This is a genomic window from Pseudomonas arsenicoxydans (assembly GCF_900103875.1).
Lineage (GTDB): Bacteria > Pseudomonadota > Gammaproteobacteria > Pseudomonadales > Pseudomonadaceae > Aquipseudomonas > Aquipseudomonas arsenicoxydans.
Map to the genome: position 1 here is coordinate 5,030,528 of NZ_LT629705.1, position 16,981 is coordinate 5,047,508.

Below are 16,981 nucleotides of genomic sequence, written 5' to 3' on the forward strand. Positions count from 1 at the left end.
CCACAAAAAATCAGGTGATCAGCGCGGCTGAAGCACCAGCGCAAACAACTCGCCGTGACCATTCACATTGAGCTTGTGATAGAGATTGCGCCGGTGCACTTTCACCGTCTCCGGGGAAATGCCCATTTGCTGGGCGATGGCTTTGCTGGAAAAGCCCTGAAGAATCAGCCTCGCCGTTTCGATTTCCCGTACCGACAAGCGCGCATCGAAGCGATCGAGCAACGCGGCCAAGTCCCCGGCCACAGGCTCAGCGGCCGCGCCTTGCGGTGGCATCAATTGCAGATGACGGCGCATCGCCGCCAGCACCCAGTCACGCACGCACAGCAAACGGCCCTGCTCCTGGAGAGTGAATCGCGCTGAACGGCCCATCGACAGACCAAGCACGGCGCCGTCGACGTTGACCATGAATTGCAATTCGTCACTGCCCACCACCGAGCGGAAATAGCTCAAGTAGTACTCGCTCTGCAGGAACTGGTCGGCGGCCACCGAATCCAGACTGTGCAAACCATCGACAATTCCGGCACACACCGCTTGGTAAAAAGGATCGAGCAGGTACATGCCGGCGCTGTAGTCCGCCAGCTCTTCCTGCTCGGTGGCGCTGCCTTTTGAGTCGAAGTCGATCAACAACCGAGGCACTCGCCCCGAGTGCATCAGCGCCACCAGAGCGTTGTCCATCGGCACCAACAGCCGCAGCGTGTCGACCAGCGCACGCCAGAAACCGTCCTGCCCCAACGCACCAAACACCCGCGCCAGGCCCTGATGCACCGGCAACTCTTTCAACAACGCGTCCACGCACTACCCCTTTCGAGTAACCCATGATGGGAATGGGTGTGTATTGCGCCTGCCGATACGCTGCAAGCACCTGATCATTACCGGCCTGCAGCAGGCCAGGAGTGCCGCATCATGAGTCGTCCCCGTCAACAGATCAATCTCGGACTGAGCGCCCTTTTGTGCGTTTCGCTGTCGGCCTTTGCCGTGGACGGCCCGACCGTTCATGTCTACAACTGGTATGACTACATCGGCCCAAATACCCTGCACGACTTCAAGCGCGACACCGGTATCGAGCCGGTTTACGACACCTTCGACAGCGCCGAAGTGCTGGAAGGCAAACTGCTGACCAGCCGTAGCGGATACGACGTGGTGGTGGCGAGCAACTTCAGCCTGCCGACCCTGATCAAGGCCGGGGCCCTGGCACCACTGCCCCGCGCGCAGATGCCGGATTTCAAGAGCATGGACACGGACTTGTTGGCGAAACTGGCCAATAACGATCCGGGTAACCAGTACGCCGTGCCGTACCTGTGGGGCACCAACGGCATCGGCTACAACATCGACAAGGTCCGCGCCGCACTGGGCGACAAGGCCCCGGTGGACTCCTGGGACCTGGTGTTCAAGGAAGAGAACCTGGCCAAGCTCGGCCAGTGCGGCGTAGCGATGCTCGATTCGCCCTCCGAGATGCTGCCGGTCGCCCTGCACTACCTGGGCTTGCCGCCCAACAGCACCAACCCCGAAGACTACAAGAAAGCCGAAGCGCTGCTGCTCAAGCTGCGTCCGCACATCGCCTACTTCAATTCGTCCAAGTTCATCAGCGATTTGGCCAACGGCAATATTTGCGTGGCGGTGGGTTGGTCGGGCGCAATGTTGGAAGCCAAGAAAACCGCCGAGCAGGCCAACAACGGCGTGAAAATCGCCTACAGCCTGCCTAAGGAAGGTGCGCCGGTCTGGTTCGATACGCTGGTGTTGCTCAAGGACGCACCGCATCCGGAACAAGGCCTGGCTTTCATCGACTACCTGATGCGCCCCGAAGTCATCGCCCCGGTCAGCGATCACCTGTCCTACCCCAACGGTAACCGCAGCGCGACGCCGCTGGTGGCCGAAGCGACTCGCAACAACCCGGCCGTCTACCCGTCCGCCGAAGCCCTGGCCACCTTGTTCACCCTCCAGCCCCTGCCGCCAGCCACCGAACGGGTGCGCACGCGGGTCTGGAGCAAAGTGAAGAACGGCCAGTAAACCGCAACCGACCTTGTCCCTTGTGAATTAACTATTCGATGAACATGAGAGAAACGATGAAACCACGTGCCCGCGACTTGAACATCCAGTTCGGCCAACTGCAACCCGGCCCCCTCAATGCCATCACCGATGTGCCAGGCGTGCGCGTCGGCCACAGCGATGTGCGCGGACGCACCGCCAGCGGCCGTGACATCTTCACCGGTGTCACCCTGATCGAACCGCGTGCCGGGTCGACCAATCAGCAACCGTGTTTTGCCGGCGTCCATGTGCTCAACGGCAATGGCGACGCCACCGGTCTTGAGTGGATTCGCGAAGCCGGGCTACTGACCAGCCCGATTGCCTTCACCAACACTCACAGCCTGGGCGTGGTGCGTGATGCGCTGATTGCGCTGGATCGCGAAACCCAACCTGATGACGGCCGACTTTACTGGAACATGCCTGTGGTGCTGGAGACCTACGACGGCCTGCTCAGCGACATCAACGGTTTTCATGTGAAGCCCGAACACGTGGCCCAAGCGCAACGCAACGCAGTGGGCGGCGCTGTTACGGAAGGTGCCGTGGGCGGCGGCAGCGGGATGATCTGCCACGAATTCAAGGGCGGCATCGGCACATCCTCGCGGCAGTTGAGCAAGGCACAGGGCGGCTGGACCGTCGGCGCTATCGTCCAGGCCAACCATGGTATTCGCAACGAATTGCGCGTCGACGGTTACCCGGTCGGGCGGTACATCGAAAAGGCCGACTCGCCGTTTCTCAGGGCATCGCTGCCTCATCCGGGGATGGGTTCAATCGTCGTTTGCCTGGCCACCGATGCGCCGTTGCTGCCACATCAATGCACGCGCCTGGCACAACGCGCCAGCCTGGGCCTTGCCCGCACCGGCGGCGGCAACGAAGACCACAGCGGCGACATTTTCATCGCCTTCGCCACCGGTAATCAGCACGTGCCGCCAGCGGCCTATGAAGGCAAAGGCGCGCCAACCTGCGACAACTTGCGCATGGTCAACAATGACCACATCAGCGAGTTGTTCCTGGCCGCAACCGAAGCGGTCGAAGAAGCCATCATCAACGCCCTGCTGGCCGCTGAAACGACGGAAGGCAACGGTCACGCCGTACCGGGTCTGGATGAGAAAACACTGCTCAAGGCCCTGCGTCAGGCTGGGTGGCCCGGAGATACGACAGCCAGTCTCTAAACGCGCGGTTTAAGTATGACGCCCGGTACAACGCGCATCGGGCGTCCATCGCTTACTGCTCCAGCACCACCAGCGGCACGTCTTTCGTCACGATGTAAGTCGCCAGTTCCGAGGCTTTGCCGTTACCGACGTTCTTGGCAACGTGTGCGGTGCCGGCGGGGATGTACAAGGAATCGCCCGCCTTGAGCGTGACCGGGGCCCGCCCTTCAAGCTGATACTCGAACGTACCCGAGATGACGTGGGCCACTTCAACCCCTGGATGAGAGTGTTTGGGGGATGCCACGCCTGCATCGAAATCCACCAGCACCTGGATCACTTCGCGCCCGGAGACGTCGAGGTCCTGGCGCAACAGATCCGTGCGATGCAGCCCTGCCTGCCAGCTTTTTGTCGGCGCGGCTTGCGCGGGAGCCTTCGCGTCTTCGGCGTGAGAGAAACTCGCGAATGCGCTGAGCGATACGACGACAGCCAGGGCGATGCCGAGTTTGCTGGCGATGTTACTGGAATTGATACGGGACATCTCGACTCTCCGATGGATGCACGGCAAGGCCGGCGAGAGCTGCATTACGAGGTCGCTGTGTATCGCGCAAGTGTCAACCAAGCATGAATTTGTATGCCAGGTTGGCTGCCAGCACCGGGGATACGTTCAGATACAAACCTGGGTGCAGCTGTCAGTGCGGTACGCCCAATTTGGTCACGATATCTTCTGGCTTGAGCTGACGCCCGTCCGTCGAAACCAATTGCAGTTTCTGCAGTGGCTTGCGGTCTTTTGCATCGACCATGACCGATCCCGGTTCGCCGGGCTCGTACAAAAACTCGTTGCCCCATTGCGACAGCGCAATCAGCACGGTCTGCAACGCCCTGCCCTTTTCGGTCAGCACGTACTCCTTGTAAATACTCCCGTCAGCCGCCGGTTCCATGCGCATCACGCCCTCTGCCACCAGGCTTTTGAGGCGGGTGCTCAAAATGTTTTTCGCGACATCCAGATTTTTCTGAAAATCACTGAAGCGTTTCGTGCCTGAAAGCGCATCACGGATGATCAGCAACGACCACCAATCGCCAATGAGATCCAGGGATCGAGCGACGGGACAGGGACTGCCCTGCAAACTTTTGCGTTTCACGTCTATAAACCTCCAGCAGAAAAGGCCACCGGTACTGGCGCACATCCGTTAGTCCGGTAGGTGGTTGCATAATACAACCGGCGCTGGTAGAAATAACACCACTTGGTTTCATCATGAAACCATGAACCTGATCTCAGGTAGCTCATGGCTGTGCCAGACGCACAGTCACTTCGTCATCAATGGTTGCATAATAAAACCGCAGGAGAGTCCTCATGAAACTGGCTGGAAAAACTGCATTCATCACCGGCGGCAACAGCGGCCTGGGCCTGGCCACCGCCAAACTGTTCATCGCCGAAGGCGCAAAAGTGGCGATCACCGGTCGCAGTCAAAAAACCCTGGATGAAGCCAGGGAAGCACTCGGACCAAACCTGTTGGCAATCAAGGCCGACCTGACGGATGTGAGTGAGATCGAGCGCGCCGTCACCGAGGCCGTCGCCGCCTTCGGCAAGCTGGATATTGTGTTCGCCAATGCCGGCATTGCCGGGCAAACCCCGGTCGGCGGAACCTCATTGGAGACCTTCCAGAACATTATCCAAACCAACCTCACCGGCACGTTTTTCACCGTGCAAGCGACCGAGCCGCACCTCAATCCGGGTGCCTCGATCATCTTGAACGGTTCGGTGCACGCCATCATGGGATGGCCGGGCTACAGCGCCTACGCGGCCAGTAAAGCCGCGGTTCGTGCCATGACACGCGTGATGGCCGCCGAATTTGCGCCACGGGGTATTCGCGTCAATCAGATTACCCCTGGCGCGGCGCGAACACCGGTATGGAACCCACACGCGGTCAAGGTCGGCATGGATGCGCTGGAGGAAAAACTGATCACCACCATTCCGCTGGGTCGCATCGGTGAAGCCGAAGAAGTCGCCTCGGTCGCGCTGTTCCTCGCCTCCAGCGATTCTTCAAACGTGGTCGGCGCAGAGATCGTCGTCGATGGCGCTGCAACCAGTTCACCCATGGGCGCACCTGCTCACCGGAAAAACTGGCAGGCATAACGAAAAGGTGAGGACGTCGCGTGCAGCCTGTGTAGCTCGCAGGCTGCACCGCGTTGTAATCGATAGCATTTTTCCATCCTGTGGGCGTACCTCAAGGATGAAATCGGTCTAAAAATCCAGAGGCGCGTTTCGCAAGCTTTGCTAATCTGAATTTTGTAGGTGAAGACGCAGACTGATGCGCAAGAGGATAGCGAGGAAGCGTGGGGCGCGCTCCTAAGGGTACACGGTTAGAAAGATCTCCGAGGTGAGATCCAGCCCTTATGCCGTGTGAAGCAAGACAGCACAAGACTGTTCTGTCAGAAGCCTGATAAATCTCGTAAGCCAGAGACCAGCGCTGGCCACCTACTCGATTCCAAAGCCCGCCTTGTGCGGGCTTTTTCGTTTTGCGATGTCCGATCACCCTCCCAGTCTTTCGACCATTCATCGACAAGACCGCCCATGCCCGTTGACTTCACTTGGCGCCTGCGCGAATATTATTTCCATCGGATGCGATCTAAACGCATACGACCAACAAATCTTATCGAACCTAACGTTGAGGATTCACCCCATGAGCAAGATCGAGAAAGTACTGGCCTCCGGCAAAACCCACACCACCCTGAGCAGCGCCGGCGTCACCTCGCGCGGCCATAACGGCGCCCTCGACATCGTGCTGTCGTCGCCGGGCAGCGACAAGCCAGTCCATGAATTCAAAGGCACCCAACCGCACCCGAAAGCCGAGCAACTGTTTGCTGGCGCATGGTCGGCCTGCTACATCGCCGCCGTCGGCCTCGCCGCCAGTCAGAGAAACGTCGAGCTTCCTGCGGACCTGTCCGTCGACATCGAAGTCGACCTGGGCCAGACCGGCGACGCTTACTTCCTGCAAGCACGCCTGACACTGCGCGCTCCGGGTTTGGATCACGCAGTAGCAACAGAAATCGCCCACGCTGCCGACCAGATCTGCCCGTACTCCAAGGCGACCCGCGGAAACATCGAGGTGGCGCTGAACGTTCTCACGGACTGAAATACCGTGAAGGTTTAACACCTTTTGGGCTTCTAGAAACATCAGATATATCGTATGCGATATAATCGCACGTGAAACACAAATTCAATTAAAGCATTCAGGTAATCACCCATGAGCAAGATCGAAAAAGTACTGGCCACCGGCAAAACCCACACCACCGCCAGCAGCACCGGCAACACCTCGCGCGGCCACAATGGCAGCCTCGACATCGCGCTCTCGTCGCCCGGCAACACACAGCCTGCGCACGTTTTCGCCGCCACCCAGCCTCACCCGGCTGCCGAGCAACTGTTCGCTGGCGCCTGGTCGGCCTGCTACACCGCCGCCGTCGGGCTGGTGGCCAATGATCTGAATGTGGTGCTGCCGTCCGATATGTCCGTCGACATCGAAGTCGACGTAGGCCAGACCGGTCAGGACTACTTCCTTCAAGCTCGTTTGACCCTGCGCGTACCCGGCCTGTCGGACAACATCGCAAAGACGCTGGCGCACACCGCCGACCAGATCTGCCCGTACTCGAAGGCAACTCGTGGCAACATCGACGTGGACTTGAAGGTCCTCACGGCGTGATGCAGCGCACGACGGGTTCGGCATCCTGTGTCGAACCCGTCACCTGCCGTTGATCACACACAAACATAGAGCACTTACGATACCATCGCACACGAGGTATATTTCAGGATTGCGCGACAGCAGTCTTCGACGAATGAGGCTTCCATGAAATCCACCCAAGACGCCGTACCCGCCGACCTGAAACTTTCCGACTTTCTGTGTTTTGCGGTCTATTCAACCAACCTCGCGTTCGGCAAGGCATACAAGCCGATCCTCGAACGGCTGGGCCTGACTTACACGCAATACATCACCATCGTGGCATTGTGGGAGCAGGACAATCAGACCGTCGGCAGTCTCGGCGAAAAGCTGTTTCTGGAATCGAACACGCTCACGCCGATCCTGAAAAAGCTCGAAGCAATGGGTTTCCTGCAACGCCAGCGCGATCCTGAAGACGAGCGTCAGGTGCGAATCAACCTGACGAAACAAGGCAAGGCGTTGCGCGAAGATCAGCCGGAAACCGGGCTGTCCGGCGCGACGGGCCTGACGCAAGAGGAGTTCACGCAATTGCAGAAGTCGATCGTGAAGCTGCGTAATAACTTGATCAAATCAATGAACACTGAGGAGTAAGCAATGACCACGCACACTGAAACTGCACTTCTGGCCGGTGGCTGCTTCTGGGGCATGCAGGATTTGCTGAGGAAACAACCCGGCGTGGTGTCGACGCGAGTCGGTTACTCCGGCGGCGATGTGCCCAACGCCACTTACCGCAACCATGGCACTCACGCCGAAGCGATCGAGATTGTGTTCGACCCGAGCGTCACCAGCTATCGGCAGATCCTCGAGTTCTTCTTCCAGATTCATGATCCGTCGACCGCCAATCGTCAGGGTAACGACATCGGCCTCAGCTACCGCTCAGCGATTTTCTATTTGAATGAAGACCAACGAGCGATAGCCGAAGACACGGCGGCCGATGTCGATGCCTCCGGTCTGTGGCCGGGCAGGGTCGTGACTGAAATCGTGCCTGCCGGTCCGTTCTGGGAAGCAGAGCCGGAGCATCAGGACTACCTGGAAAGATTGCCCAGCGGCTACACCTGCCATTTCATTCGGCCAAACTGGAAACTGCCGAAACGCGCTTGATGCAAAAATCCCCGGGAGCCGGCACTGGCCCTCGGGGATTATGCAAATGCGGTATCAGGTTGCGTGCTGAACCACACCGCGCTCTTCCAGCAAACGCACAAACATCGTCAGGCTCTGCGACACCGTGCCCCTGCGCCACACCAGCCAGGTGCACAAATAACGGAACGATTGCGACAACGGCCAGATGCTCACGGTGCTGCAGCCCGGCATGCTTTCGAGCATGCTACGCGGCATCAGCGCGAGGCCGGCACCGGCACTGACGCAGGCCAACATGCCGTGATAGGACTCCATCTCGAAAATCTTGCCGGGCACCGCCGCGTCGTTGGCGAACCAGCTTTCGAAGTGGTGGCGGTAGGAGCAATTGGAACGGAAGGCGTAGATGTTTTCGCCGTTCACATCCTGCGCACGCTGGATGGGCGAATGGTGGAGCGGTGCGATCAGCACCATCTCTTCCTCGAAGGCCGGCACGCCCTCCAGCGCCGGGTGCAATACCGGGCCGTCGACAAACGCAGCAGCCAATCGCCCCGACAACACGCCATCGATCATGGTCCCGGAAGGTCCGGTGGACAGGTCCAGTTCGACCTTGGCGTGTTTCTGGTTATAGGCGGCCAGCAGTTCGGGAATACGCACCGCCGCCGTGCTTTCGAGCGACCCCAGCGGAAACGATCCTTGCGGTTCTTCACCGGCGACCGTCGCCCGGGCTTCCTGGACCAGGTCAAGAATGCGCCGGGCATAGTCGAGAAAGCTCCAACCGGCCGGTGACAGGCGCAGGCGGCTTTTCTCGCGAATAAACAGGTCCACGCCCAAATCCAGCTCAAGCTGTTTAATGCGCGTCGTCAGGTTCGATGGCACCCGATGGATATGCTGGGCGGCCACGCTGATGCTGCCGTGCTCGGCGACAGCTTTGAATATCTCGAGCTGAACCAGATCCAAGTCATTCTCCAAACGTGAACGATATGCTCAGTATTATTCAGTTTCCAGAAAATTAACACCGCCGTAATCTGAGCACATCCCCACCTCGCAGGACGGTGCCATGACCAACGTTTCCAGCCTTACCCATGCCATTTCGATCAACCCCGCCAATGGCGAACAGATTGGTCACTACGCGTTTGAATCCGATTCGACGCTGCAAGCCGCACTGGCGCGAGCCGCGACCGGGTTCCGTGCCTGGCGCAGCAAGCCGGTGGCGCAACGCGCGCAGCTGTTGATCGTTCTGGCCAAGGCCTTGCGCGACAACTCGGCAGCCATGGCCAACATGATCACCCTGGAAATGGGCAAGCCGATCACCCAGGCCCGTGGCGAAATCGAAAAATGCGCGCAACTGTGCGAGTGGTATGCCGAACACGGCCCGGCCATGCTCAACGCCGAACCGACGCTGGTTGAAGGTGGCAAAGCGCGCATTGAATACCGCCCGCTCGGCCCGATTCTCGCGGTGATGCCGTGGAACTTCCCGATCTGGCAGGTCCTGCGCGGCGCCGTTCCAGCGTTGATTGCGGGCAACACCTACGTGCTCAAGCATGCACCGAACGTGATGGGCAGCGCGTATTTGCTGCTTGAAGCCTTCAAGCAAGCCGACTTCCCTGAAGGTGTGTTTGAAGTCATCAACGTCACACCAGAAGGCGTTTCCACGGCGATCAAAGACTCGCGCATCGCTGCGGTCACCCTCACCGGCAGCGTGCGCGCCGGCATGGCCATCGGCGCGCAGGCCGGTGCTGCATTGAAAAAATGTGTCCTGGAGCTGGGCGGTTCCGACCCGTTCATCGTGCTCAACGATGCCGACCTCGACGAAGCGGTCAAAGCCGCCGTGATTGGTCGCTATCAAAACACCGGGCAAGTCTGCGCGGCAGCCAAGCGCCTGATTGTCGAGCAAGGCATCGTCGAGGAATTCACGCGCAAGTTCGTCGAAGCGACCGGCAAACTGGTGGTCGGTGATCCACTGGCGAGCGAGACTTACATCGGTCCGATGGCACGCTTTGATCTGCGTGATGAACTGGATCAACAGGTACGCGACACCCTGGAGGAAGGGGCGACGTTGTTGATGGGCGGCAAGAAGGCCGAAGGCCCGGGCAACTTCTACGAGCCGACGGTCTTCGCAAACGTCACCGACCAGATGACCTCGTTCAAACAGGAACTGTTTGGCCCGGTGGCCTCGATCATCACCGCTCGCGATGCAGCCCATGCGCTGGAATTGGCGAACGACAGTGAGTTCGGCCTCGCCGCAACGATCTATACGCGCAATGTCGAACTGGCCGAGCAATTGACCAGCGAACTGGAAACGGGTGGTGTATTCATCAATGGCTACTGCGCCAGCGATCCACGCGTGACCTTCGGCGGCGTGAAGAAAAGCGGTTTTGGTCGTGAGTTGTCGCACTTCGGCGTACGCGAGTTCTGCAACGCGCAGACGGTGTGGCTGGATCGCCGCTGATCGCCCCCGGTTGCCTGGGTGTCATTTAACACCCAGGCAACGGCATTCGAACCGCCCCGCGTAGCGACTATGCTGTTGAAGGCAAACTCTGCGGGAGGATTTGAAGATGTCGTTGACGCTTTACTACCATCCGTTGTCGTCGTACTGCCACAAGGTGCTGATCGCGCTGTATGAAAACGCTACCGACTTCGACAGGCGAATCATCGATCTGGGGGACGTAGCGCAGCGAGCAGAGCTTCAAGCACTGTGGCCACTCGGCAAGTTCCCGGTCATCCATGACGCCGCTCGCCAGCGAACGGTGGCGGAATCGACCATCATCATTGAGTACCTGGACCGGTTTTTCCCAGGCGCCAACCCGCTGATTTCCGGCGATTGGGACAGCGCATTGGAGGTTCGGCTCTGGGACCGGCTTTTCGACAACCATGTTCAGGGGCCGATGCATCAGATTGTCCTTGATCGCCTGCGCTCGGCCCACGGCGATCTGACCAGGGAACGCGCGGCGCTGGACACGGCGTACAGCATGCTCGAACGCCAGATGGCCTCCCGAATATGGGCGGCCAGCGCGGATTTCAGCCTGGCCGATTGCGCGGCGGCCCCGGCCTTGTTCTATGCCAGCACACTCCAGCCGTTCCACGACGATCACCATCACTTGCAGGCTTATTTCGAGCGGTTGATGGCACGGCCGTCAGTGCGGCGAGTCCTTGACGAAGCCAAGCCCTACTTCTCGATGTTTCCGTTCGCCGAGGCCATCCCGGAGCGGTTTCGCTAGCGCACTCATTTGACGATATCGATCAACTGCTCGCGCTGCGCGCCGGTCAGCATCGGCCCGAAACCGGCACCGGCATTGTCTGCCATGTAGCGCGGATTGCCGGTGCCGGGAATCACGCAAGTCACCGCCGAGTGAGCCAGGAGAAACTTCAGCGCCATTTGCGGCCAACTGTTGACCCTGACATCCGCCGCCCAACGGGGTAACGGTTTGTCCTTCAAGCGGGCGAGCAAACCACCACCGCCGAACGGCCGATTACAGATCACCGCCACGCCACGTTCGCGACACAGGGGCAGGATGCGTTTTTCGACGCCGCGATCATCCAGGGCATAGTTGATCTGTAAAAAATCCAGCGGTTCGGCCTTGAGCACCGCTTCCACCTCGTCATACGCCGACGCGGTGTAATGGGTGATGCCGATGTAGCGGATGCGCCCTTCTTGCTTCCATTCACGCAAGGTCGGCAGGTGGGTTTGCCAGTCCAGAAGATTGTGGATCTGCATCAGATCGATGCGGTCGGTTTGCAGCAGCTTGAAGGACTGCTCCATCTGCGCGATGCCTTCTTCGCGGCCACGGGTCCAGACCTTGGTGGCCAGAAAGGCCGGCGATCGCGGCTCATGGATCGACAACAATTCACCGGTGGTCTGTTCGGCGCGACCGTACATGGGCGAGCTGTCGATGACCGTCCCGCCCTTCTCGAACAACGCGCGCAGCACGGCGGGCAGTTGTTTGTAGGCCGCACTGGAAGGCTCGACATCGAACCCGCGATACGTCCCCAACCCGACGATGGGCAATGGCTCGTTGCTGGAAGGTATGGACCGGGTCAGCATGTTCTTGCCTCCTGTTTCCGTCGACGGCGCAGAGACTGCAAAGGCCGGGTCGAAGGTGAAAACCGCCGAAGCACCGGCAAGCAGCGTGAGCAGTTGTCGACGCGTGTACCCATCAGTGTGGCTCATGGAATGGCGCTCTACCGATGAACTAGACTCTGGCTCCGATCCAATGGATTGCATCCCTGAGCCCAGAGCCGTCAATGTCGCCCACTAAAGTTAGCCGAATGCCACGAATCCTGATGCTCATCGTCGTCATCCTGGCAGCGTTGTACCTGACGCTGTGTGCGGCGCTGTTCCTGTTTCAGCGCGCGCTGATCTACTACCCGCGACCCAGCGCCATCCAGACGCCGGAATCGGTGCTGATGCTGACGGTCGACGATGCCCAAGTGCAGGTGTCCGTCAGGCCGCACAACGGTCCCAAGGCGTTGATCTATTTCGGCGGCAATGCCGAGGATGTTTCGCGTAACCTGTCCGAATTTGCGCAGGCGTTTCCTGACCACGCAATTTACTTGCTGCACTATCGAGGTTTCGGCGCAAGCTCCGGCTCGCCGTCCGAGGAGGCGATTCAGCGTGATGCCATGACCCTGTTTGACAAGGTCTACGCCAGCCATCCGCAAATCGCCGTGGTGGGTCGCAGCCTCGGTTCAGGCGTCGCCGTGCGCCTCGCCAGTCAACGCCCGGCTTCAAGCCTGATTCTGATTACGCCCTACAACAGCCTGGAAGACCTCGCCGTGCGCCAGTTCCCGTGGGTTCCGGTGAGGTGGCTGCTACAGGAACGGTTTGAATCATGGAAGTATGCGGCGCACATCACGATACCAACGCTGTTGATCGTGGCCGAACACGACGAAGTCATACCGCGCGCCAGTACCGAGCAGCTCTACGCCCACTTCGCCAAAGGCGTGGCCACGCTGCAGGTCATCGATGGCGTAGGCCACAACTCAATCTCCGAGAGTCCCCAATACCTGCCGTTGCTGGGCACAGGGCTGTGATGGCAATCGACGCGGTGATAGAGCCCATCGATCATTCGGTCATAAACAGTGATTGGACGGCCGGTCCCCTTGCTCTTAGCCTGCGCGCGACCGGCTATCAACTATCTGGATCACACGTATTTCCCGTAGGCAGGACACCATGATCGTCAGACCCAAACCGAACTTCCTCAACATCATGAGTGCGATCAAGGGCTCGATCGCCAAACGGATTGCCCTGCGTTGCCTGATGGTGACGCTGCTCGCGTCAGTGATCGTGCTGGTCGAGACCTTGCACCCCAGCTACTTCTCCAAGGTCAGCGCGACACCGTTCACGTTGCTGGGTCTGTCGCTCTCGATCTTCATGAGTTTTCGCAACAACGCCTGTTATGACCGCTGGTACGAAGGCCGAAAAGCCTGGGGCGACGTGATGGTCGCCATCCGCTCGATGATCCGCGAAACCCGGATCATCCAGGACGCAAACGAACGTCGCACACTCCTTCGTCACCTGTGCGGGTTCGCCCACGCGCTCAACGCGAAACTGCGTCTGGAAAATGAACTCGCGGCCAGTGGCCGCTGGCTCGACGTCGTGCCGGAAGACAACACCCCAGACTTCAGCGGACACCTATTGCAGCAGGTCGGGCAGCAATGTTCGACACTCAGCGAGTCAGGGGTGATCAACGAATGGCGCTACACGATCATGAGCAATCATCTGACTCGCCTGACCCAGGCGCAGGCGACCTGCGAACGCATCAAACACACGCCGTTGCCGTTCGCCTATACCTTGTTACTGCATCGAACCAGCTACCTGTTCTGCTTCTTGCTGCCCTTCGCGATGGCCGAGCCCCTGGGCTGGTTGACGCCGATTTTCACGGCGATTGTCAGCTACACCTTTTTCGGCCTGGATGCGATTGGCGATGAGCTGGAGGACCCGTTCGGGCGCGACGAAAACGACCTGCCAATCGATGCCATTGTGCGCACTATCGAGCGGGAGGTTCTTGCGGCACTGGGAGAAACCCCACTGCCTCCCGTGCTCAAGCCGGTGGATTTTGTGTTGGGGTGATAACACCTGATGCCAGTACAGACACCACGCCACACAGTGTACTTCGGTAAGTGTGATTCTCAATTACAGTAACGTTCATAGAGCTATTGCTTATTAAATGTCTCTCATTGGTTATAGCGTGCACTAGCAGCTTGAACTTTATTCCAAGCCCCCACTGTTGGGGAATTACACCACTCCCTTCACTCGCACCCGACTATTAATAGCTTCAAAAGTTTAAAACGTCCGACGAAATAAAAATTCTTCCAAAAAACAATAAGTTAAATGCTGTCGAATTCACTATTGGATAAAAGGTATGTTTTTTGGCGAGGAACGTTTGACAGGGCGACAAGACTGGTCGATAACTACAACGGTCTATTAGAACAGGGCGCGAGCGCTTATTACTCGCCTCTCGCTGTTCACCGGACAACTTAAAAACCTCTTGTCTTCAGGCCCTTGTATGGACCGTGCGGTAGCTTTGCCTACGGCAAAACGCCACCTTCATATAGCCGATACGCCATCTCAGATACACCCAATTATTGAACTCGTTGTTGCATGGACGCAACAGCGATTGATTCACTATTGATACACGCTCAAGTAATCCACATAAAAACAATAATACTGTCCGACTTAACACTTTCCGGGACGCCAATAGAGCCACTGCCTGCCTAAACTTTCGATTAGTACGGAGTTTACCAGCATGTCTGCAATCAGTTGCGAACGTTCCACCTGGTACCTGTTGCAATGCAAACCTCACCAGGATGAACGTGCCCACATCAATCTGATTCAACAGAACTATGTCGTGTTCCACCCTCAGCTGATAAGTGATCGTGTCATTCGCGGCAAACCGCAGCGGGTTCGTGAATCACTTTTCCCCGGCTATCTGTTCATCCATCTTGGCGGCAACGACAACTGGGCGCCCATACGCTCTACTCGCGGCGTCAGTCGTATCGTCGAATTCAATCATGGTCCCGCAACGGTGTCCGAGAACGTCATCGAGCATCTGCGTGCGCGCTGTTTCGAATCTTCGATTCCCGATGATGCCCCTCCCCTGACGCCCGGCGACCACCTGCAAATAGTCCGCGGACCGCTGTCGACACTTGAGGGGGTTTTCATCGCTGCGCATGGGGCTGAGCGAGTGATGATCCTGCTACAGTTTCTCAATCGCGAGCAGCCTATCTGTGTGCCGTTAAGTGACCTCGAACGCCAGCACACCTCGTCGCAGCTCAATATTTGACTGATTGATTATTCGAGGAGCCATCACATGGCCTTGAAATCACGTTGCCTTACTGCACTGATCATGGCCTCGCTGTACCCCTCAATGGCCTGGAGCATTCGCCCGGCGCCGATCGATTTATACGGGTTGGACTTCACACCGACCTTCAAGCTTTCAGAAAGTTATGACGATAATTTCCGGGAGCTGGAGACCAACAAGCAGTCTTCCATGATCACCCAGTTGCTGCCCTCCTTCGAGCTCAAGGCCGAAGATCGCAACAGCGCCACGCGATTAATCTGGCAACCCTCCCAGCATATTTACCACGACGAACCGGATGCTTCGTACACGGCTCAACGGGTGGGGGCGCAAAGCATTATGGAGTTCACTGACAGGCACCGACTGAAACTTGAAGCCGAGTACCATAAATACCAGAGCACGGAATCAACGGCAGTCGAAGGCGTCAATGACAAGATCAACAACAAACTCGTGGGCGGCCTCTACACCTATGGCGCCAGGAGCGCTGACAATCAGATGGATTTCGGCGCCAATTACGATGAACTTCGCTACGACAATGCCGACGGCGTCAACAACGACAAAGAGCGCAACACCACCGGCCTGACCACCACCTGGTATCACCGCCTCGGCAGCAACACCCGCAGCCTGCTGGAATACGATCACACCCGTTTTGATTACCTGCAATCCAACAGTCCGCGCAGCAGCAATTCCGATGCCGTTCTCGCCGGCGCCGTTTGGGACATTACCGCTCGCACCACCGGTAAAGTCCGCATTGGTTATGAGAAAAAGAACTTCGATAGCAGCCAATCCAACGACCTCAACAACCCCACCTGGCAAATAGACCTGCAATGGAAGCCACGCACTTATTCCACATTCACCTTCGTTGCACGCCAGGCCCTCGCCGAGGGCGATGATGGCGCCGAGGCCGTCAAGTCCACCTTCACCCAGGTCGGTTGGCGCCACGGCTGGACCGAGCGGATCACCACGGTGGCCGAAGCAGGGATCGGTCGATATGTCTACGAAGGCCAAAGTCGCACGGACAACCTTCAGGACTACAACCTGGCCGTGATGTACGCGATGCGCCGCTGGCTGGATATCGAACTCGGTTATCGATACCGCGATAACAGCTCCGATGCCGAAGATCAAAGTTACACCCGCAATGTGGTGCACATCAGCTTCAACGTAAGCCTCTAAGAGGGTTTAGACATGAACTCACAGACGCTTGGTTTGTTATTCGCGCTGGCGGTTCTACCCAATACGTATGCAGCAGACCCCGGGACCCAATACAAACTGGCTGCTGGCGATGTCTTGCGCATCACCGTGTTTGGCGAACCGGAATTGAGCCTGAAAAGAATCCGCCTCAGCGACGCAGGCACGTTTTCCTACCCGTTCCTGGGTGAGATATCCGCGAAGGGCCTGACACCCGGTCAGGTTGAAAAGATCATCGTCGACGGACTTAAACAAGGTTATCTGATCGACCCGAAAGTCAGCTTGAGCCAGATCGAATACCGTTCGTTCTACATCAATGGCGAAGTACAGAAACCTGGCAGTTACCCATTCGTCCCCGGCCTGACACTGGAGAAAGCCATCGCCCTGGGCGGTGGCTTGACGGAGCGAGCCTCGATCAAACGCGTGACCATCGTGCGCGGTGATGGCGGCACCACGCTCACCGACGAAGTTACGCGCAGCACCACGATTGCCCCCGGCGACACCATTTCCATTGCTCAAGGGTTCTTCTGAT

Annotated in this window: 19 protein-coding genes; 14 read left to right on the plus strand and 5 right to left on the minus strand. The window is 58.3% G+C overall.

Features of this window, described 5'->3' with window-relative positions:
* Window positions 1-18: 18 nt before the first annotated feature.
* Window positions 19-792 carry a helix-turn-helix transcriptional regulator gene (locus BLQ41_RS23425; RefSeq protein WP_090185032.1) on the minus strand — a complete coding sequence of 258 codons (774 nt, stop codon included), beginning with the start codon at window positions 790-792 and terminating at the stop codon, window positions 19-21.
* A gap of 111 nt (window positions 793-903) precedes the next feature.
* Between BLQ41_RS23425 and BLQ41_RS23430 the strand changes: the two genes are divergently transcribed.
* A complete protein-coding gene (locus BLQ41_RS23430) occupies window positions 904-2,007 on the plus strand; it encodes an extracellular solute-binding protein (RefSeq protein ID WP_090185035.1) in 1,104 nt (367 codons plus the stop codon).
* A gap of 56 nt (window positions 2,008-2,063) precedes the next feature.
* The gene (locus BLQ41_RS23435) at window positions 2,064-3,194 is read left to right on the plus strand and encodes a DmpA family aminopeptidase (RefSeq protein WP_090185038.1); all 1,131 of its coding nucleotides are present in this window, start codon (window positions 2,064-2,066) and stop codon (window positions 3,192-3,194) included.
* Between the two features lie 52 nt (window positions 3,195-3,246).
* On the opposite strand, the gene BLQ41_RS23440 is transcribed toward BLQ41_RS23435, so the two are convergent.
* Together BLQ41_RS23440 and BLQ41_RS23445 are read right to left on the minus strand one after the other, a co-directional pair.
* Window positions 3,247-3,711, minus strand: coding sequence for a cupin domain-containing protein (locus tag BLQ41_RS23440; RefSeq protein WP_090185041.1), 465 nt, complete (start codon window positions 3,709-3,711; stop codon window positions 3,247-3,249).
* Between the two features lie 151 nt (window positions 3,712-3,862).
* Complete coding sequence (locus BLQ41_RS23445; RefSeq protein WP_090185044.1) at window positions 3,863-4,312, minus strand: winged helix-turn-helix transcriptional regulator; 450 nt, start codon at window positions 4,310-4,312, stop codon at window positions 3,863-3,865.
* Between the two features lie 212 nt (window positions 4,313-4,524).
* Between BLQ41_RS23445 and BLQ41_RS23450 the strand changes: the two genes are divergently transcribed.
* The 5 genes from BLQ41_RS23450 to msrA all read left to right on the plus strand — a co-directional run bounded on the left by BLQ41_RS23450 (window position 4,525) and on the right by msrA (window position 7,987).
* Window positions 4,525-5,307 (plus strand): SDR family NAD(P)-dependent oxidoreductase, encoded by a 783-nt coding sequence (locus tag BLQ41_RS23450; RefSeq protein ID WP_090185048.1) that lies wholly within the window; start codon window positions 4,525-4,527, stop codon window positions 5,305-5,307.
* 547 nt (window positions 5,308-5,854) lie between these two features.
* Window positions 5,855-6,307, plus strand: a complete 453-nt coding sequence (locus BLQ41_RS23455; RefSeq protein WP_090185051.1) for an Ohr family peroxiredoxin — start codon at window positions 5,855-5,857, stop codon at window positions 6,305-6,307.
* 111 nt (window positions 6,308-6,418) lie between these two features.
* Window positions 6,419-6,871, plus strand: coding sequence for an Ohr family peroxiredoxin (locus BLQ41_RS23460; protein WP_090185055.1), 453 nt, complete (start codon window positions 6,419-6,421; stop codon window positions 6,869-6,871).
* Window positions 6,872-7,015: 144 nt separating this feature from the next.
* Window positions 7,016-7,477: a MarR family winged helix-turn-helix transcriptional regulator gene (locus tag BLQ41_RS23465; protein ID WP_090185058.1), complete on the plus strand. Its 462-nt coding sequence runs from the start codon at window positions 7,016-7,018 to the stop codon at window positions 7,475-7,477.
* A 3-nt stretch (window positions 7,478-7,480) separates the two neighbouring features.
* Window positions 7,481-7,987, plus strand: coding sequence for a peptide-methionine (S)-S-oxide reductase MsrA (gene msrA / locus BLQ41_RS23470; protein WP_090185062.1), 507 nt, complete (start codon window positions 7,481-7,483; stop codon window positions 7,985-7,987).
* Window positions 7,988-8,041: 54 nt separating this feature from the next.
* Here msrA and ptrR read toward each other — a convergent pair whose 3' ends face one another.
* Window positions 8,042-8,920 carry a putrescine utilization regulator PtrR gene (gene ptrR / locus BLQ41_RS23475; protein WP_090185064.1) on the minus strand — a complete coding sequence of 293 codons (879 nt, stop codon included), beginning with the start codon at window positions 8,918-8,920 and terminating at the stop codon, window positions 8,042-8,044.
* 100 nt (window positions 8,921-9,020) lie between these two features.
* On the opposite strand from ptrR, the gene BLQ41_RS23480 reads away from it, so the two are divergent.
* Together BLQ41_RS23480 and BLQ41_RS23485 are read left to right on the plus strand one after the other, a co-directional pair.
* Window positions 9,021-10,412, plus strand: a complete 1,392-nt coding sequence (locus tag BLQ41_RS23480; RefSeq protein ID WP_090185067.1) for an aldehyde dehydrogenase family protein — start codon at window positions 9,021-9,023, stop codon at window positions 10,410-10,412.
* Between the two features lie 106 nt (window positions 10,413-10,518).
* Entirely contained in the window at window positions 10,519-11,181 is a 663-nt protein-coding gene (locus BLQ41_RS23485; protein ID WP_090185070.1) for a glutathione S-transferase family protein, read from the plus strand.
* A gap of 5 nt (window positions 11,182-11,186) precedes the next feature.
* On the opposite strand, the gene BLQ41_RS23490 is transcribed toward BLQ41_RS23485, so the two are convergent.
* On the minus strand, window positions 11,187-12,131 hold the full coding sequence (locus BLQ41_RS23490; protein WP_090185073.1) for an aldo/keto reductase: 945 nt from the start codon (window positions 12,129-12,131) through the stop codon (window positions 11,187-11,189).
* Window positions 12,132-12,205: 74 nt separating this feature from the next.
* Here BLQ41_RS23490 and BLQ41_RS23495 point away from each other — a divergent pair, with 74 nt between their 5' ends.
* From BLQ41_RS23495 to BLQ41_RS23515, 5 genes are all read left to right on the plus strand, one after another.
* Complete coding sequence (locus BLQ41_RS23495) at window positions 12,206-12,994, plus strand: alpha/beta hydrolase (RefSeq protein WP_090185076.1); 789 nt, start codon at window positions 12,206-12,208, stop codon at window positions 12,992-12,994.
* Between the two features lie 139 nt (window positions 12,995-13,133).
* Window positions 13,134-14,033 carry a bestrophin family protein gene (locus tag BLQ41_RS23500; protein ID WP_090185079.1) on the plus strand — a complete coding sequence of 300 codons (900 nt, stop codon included), beginning with the start codon at window positions 13,134-13,136 and terminating at the stop codon, window positions 14,031-14,033.
* Between the two features lie 676 nt (window positions 14,034-14,709).
* A complete protein-coding gene (gene rfaH / locus BLQ41_RS23505; RefSeq protein ID WP_090185081.1) occupies window positions 14,710-15,246 on the plus strand; it encodes a transcription/translation regulatory transformer protein RfaH in 537 nt (178 codons plus the stop codon).
* Window positions 15,247-15,273: 27 nt separating this feature from the next.
* A complete protein-coding gene (locus BLQ41_RS23510; protein ID WP_090185084.1) occupies window positions 15,274-16,434 on the plus strand; it encodes an outer membrane beta-barrel protein in 1,161 nt (386 codons plus the stop codon).
* Window positions 16,435-16,446: 12 nt separating this feature from the next.
* Window positions 16,447-16,980 carry a polysaccharide biosynthesis/export family protein gene (locus tag BLQ41_RS23515; RefSeq protein ID WP_090185086.1) on the plus strand — a complete coding sequence of 178 codons (534 nt, stop codon included), beginning with the start codon at window positions 16,447-16,449 and terminating at the stop codon, window positions 16,978-16,980.
* Window position 16,981 lies beyond the last annotated feature (1 nt).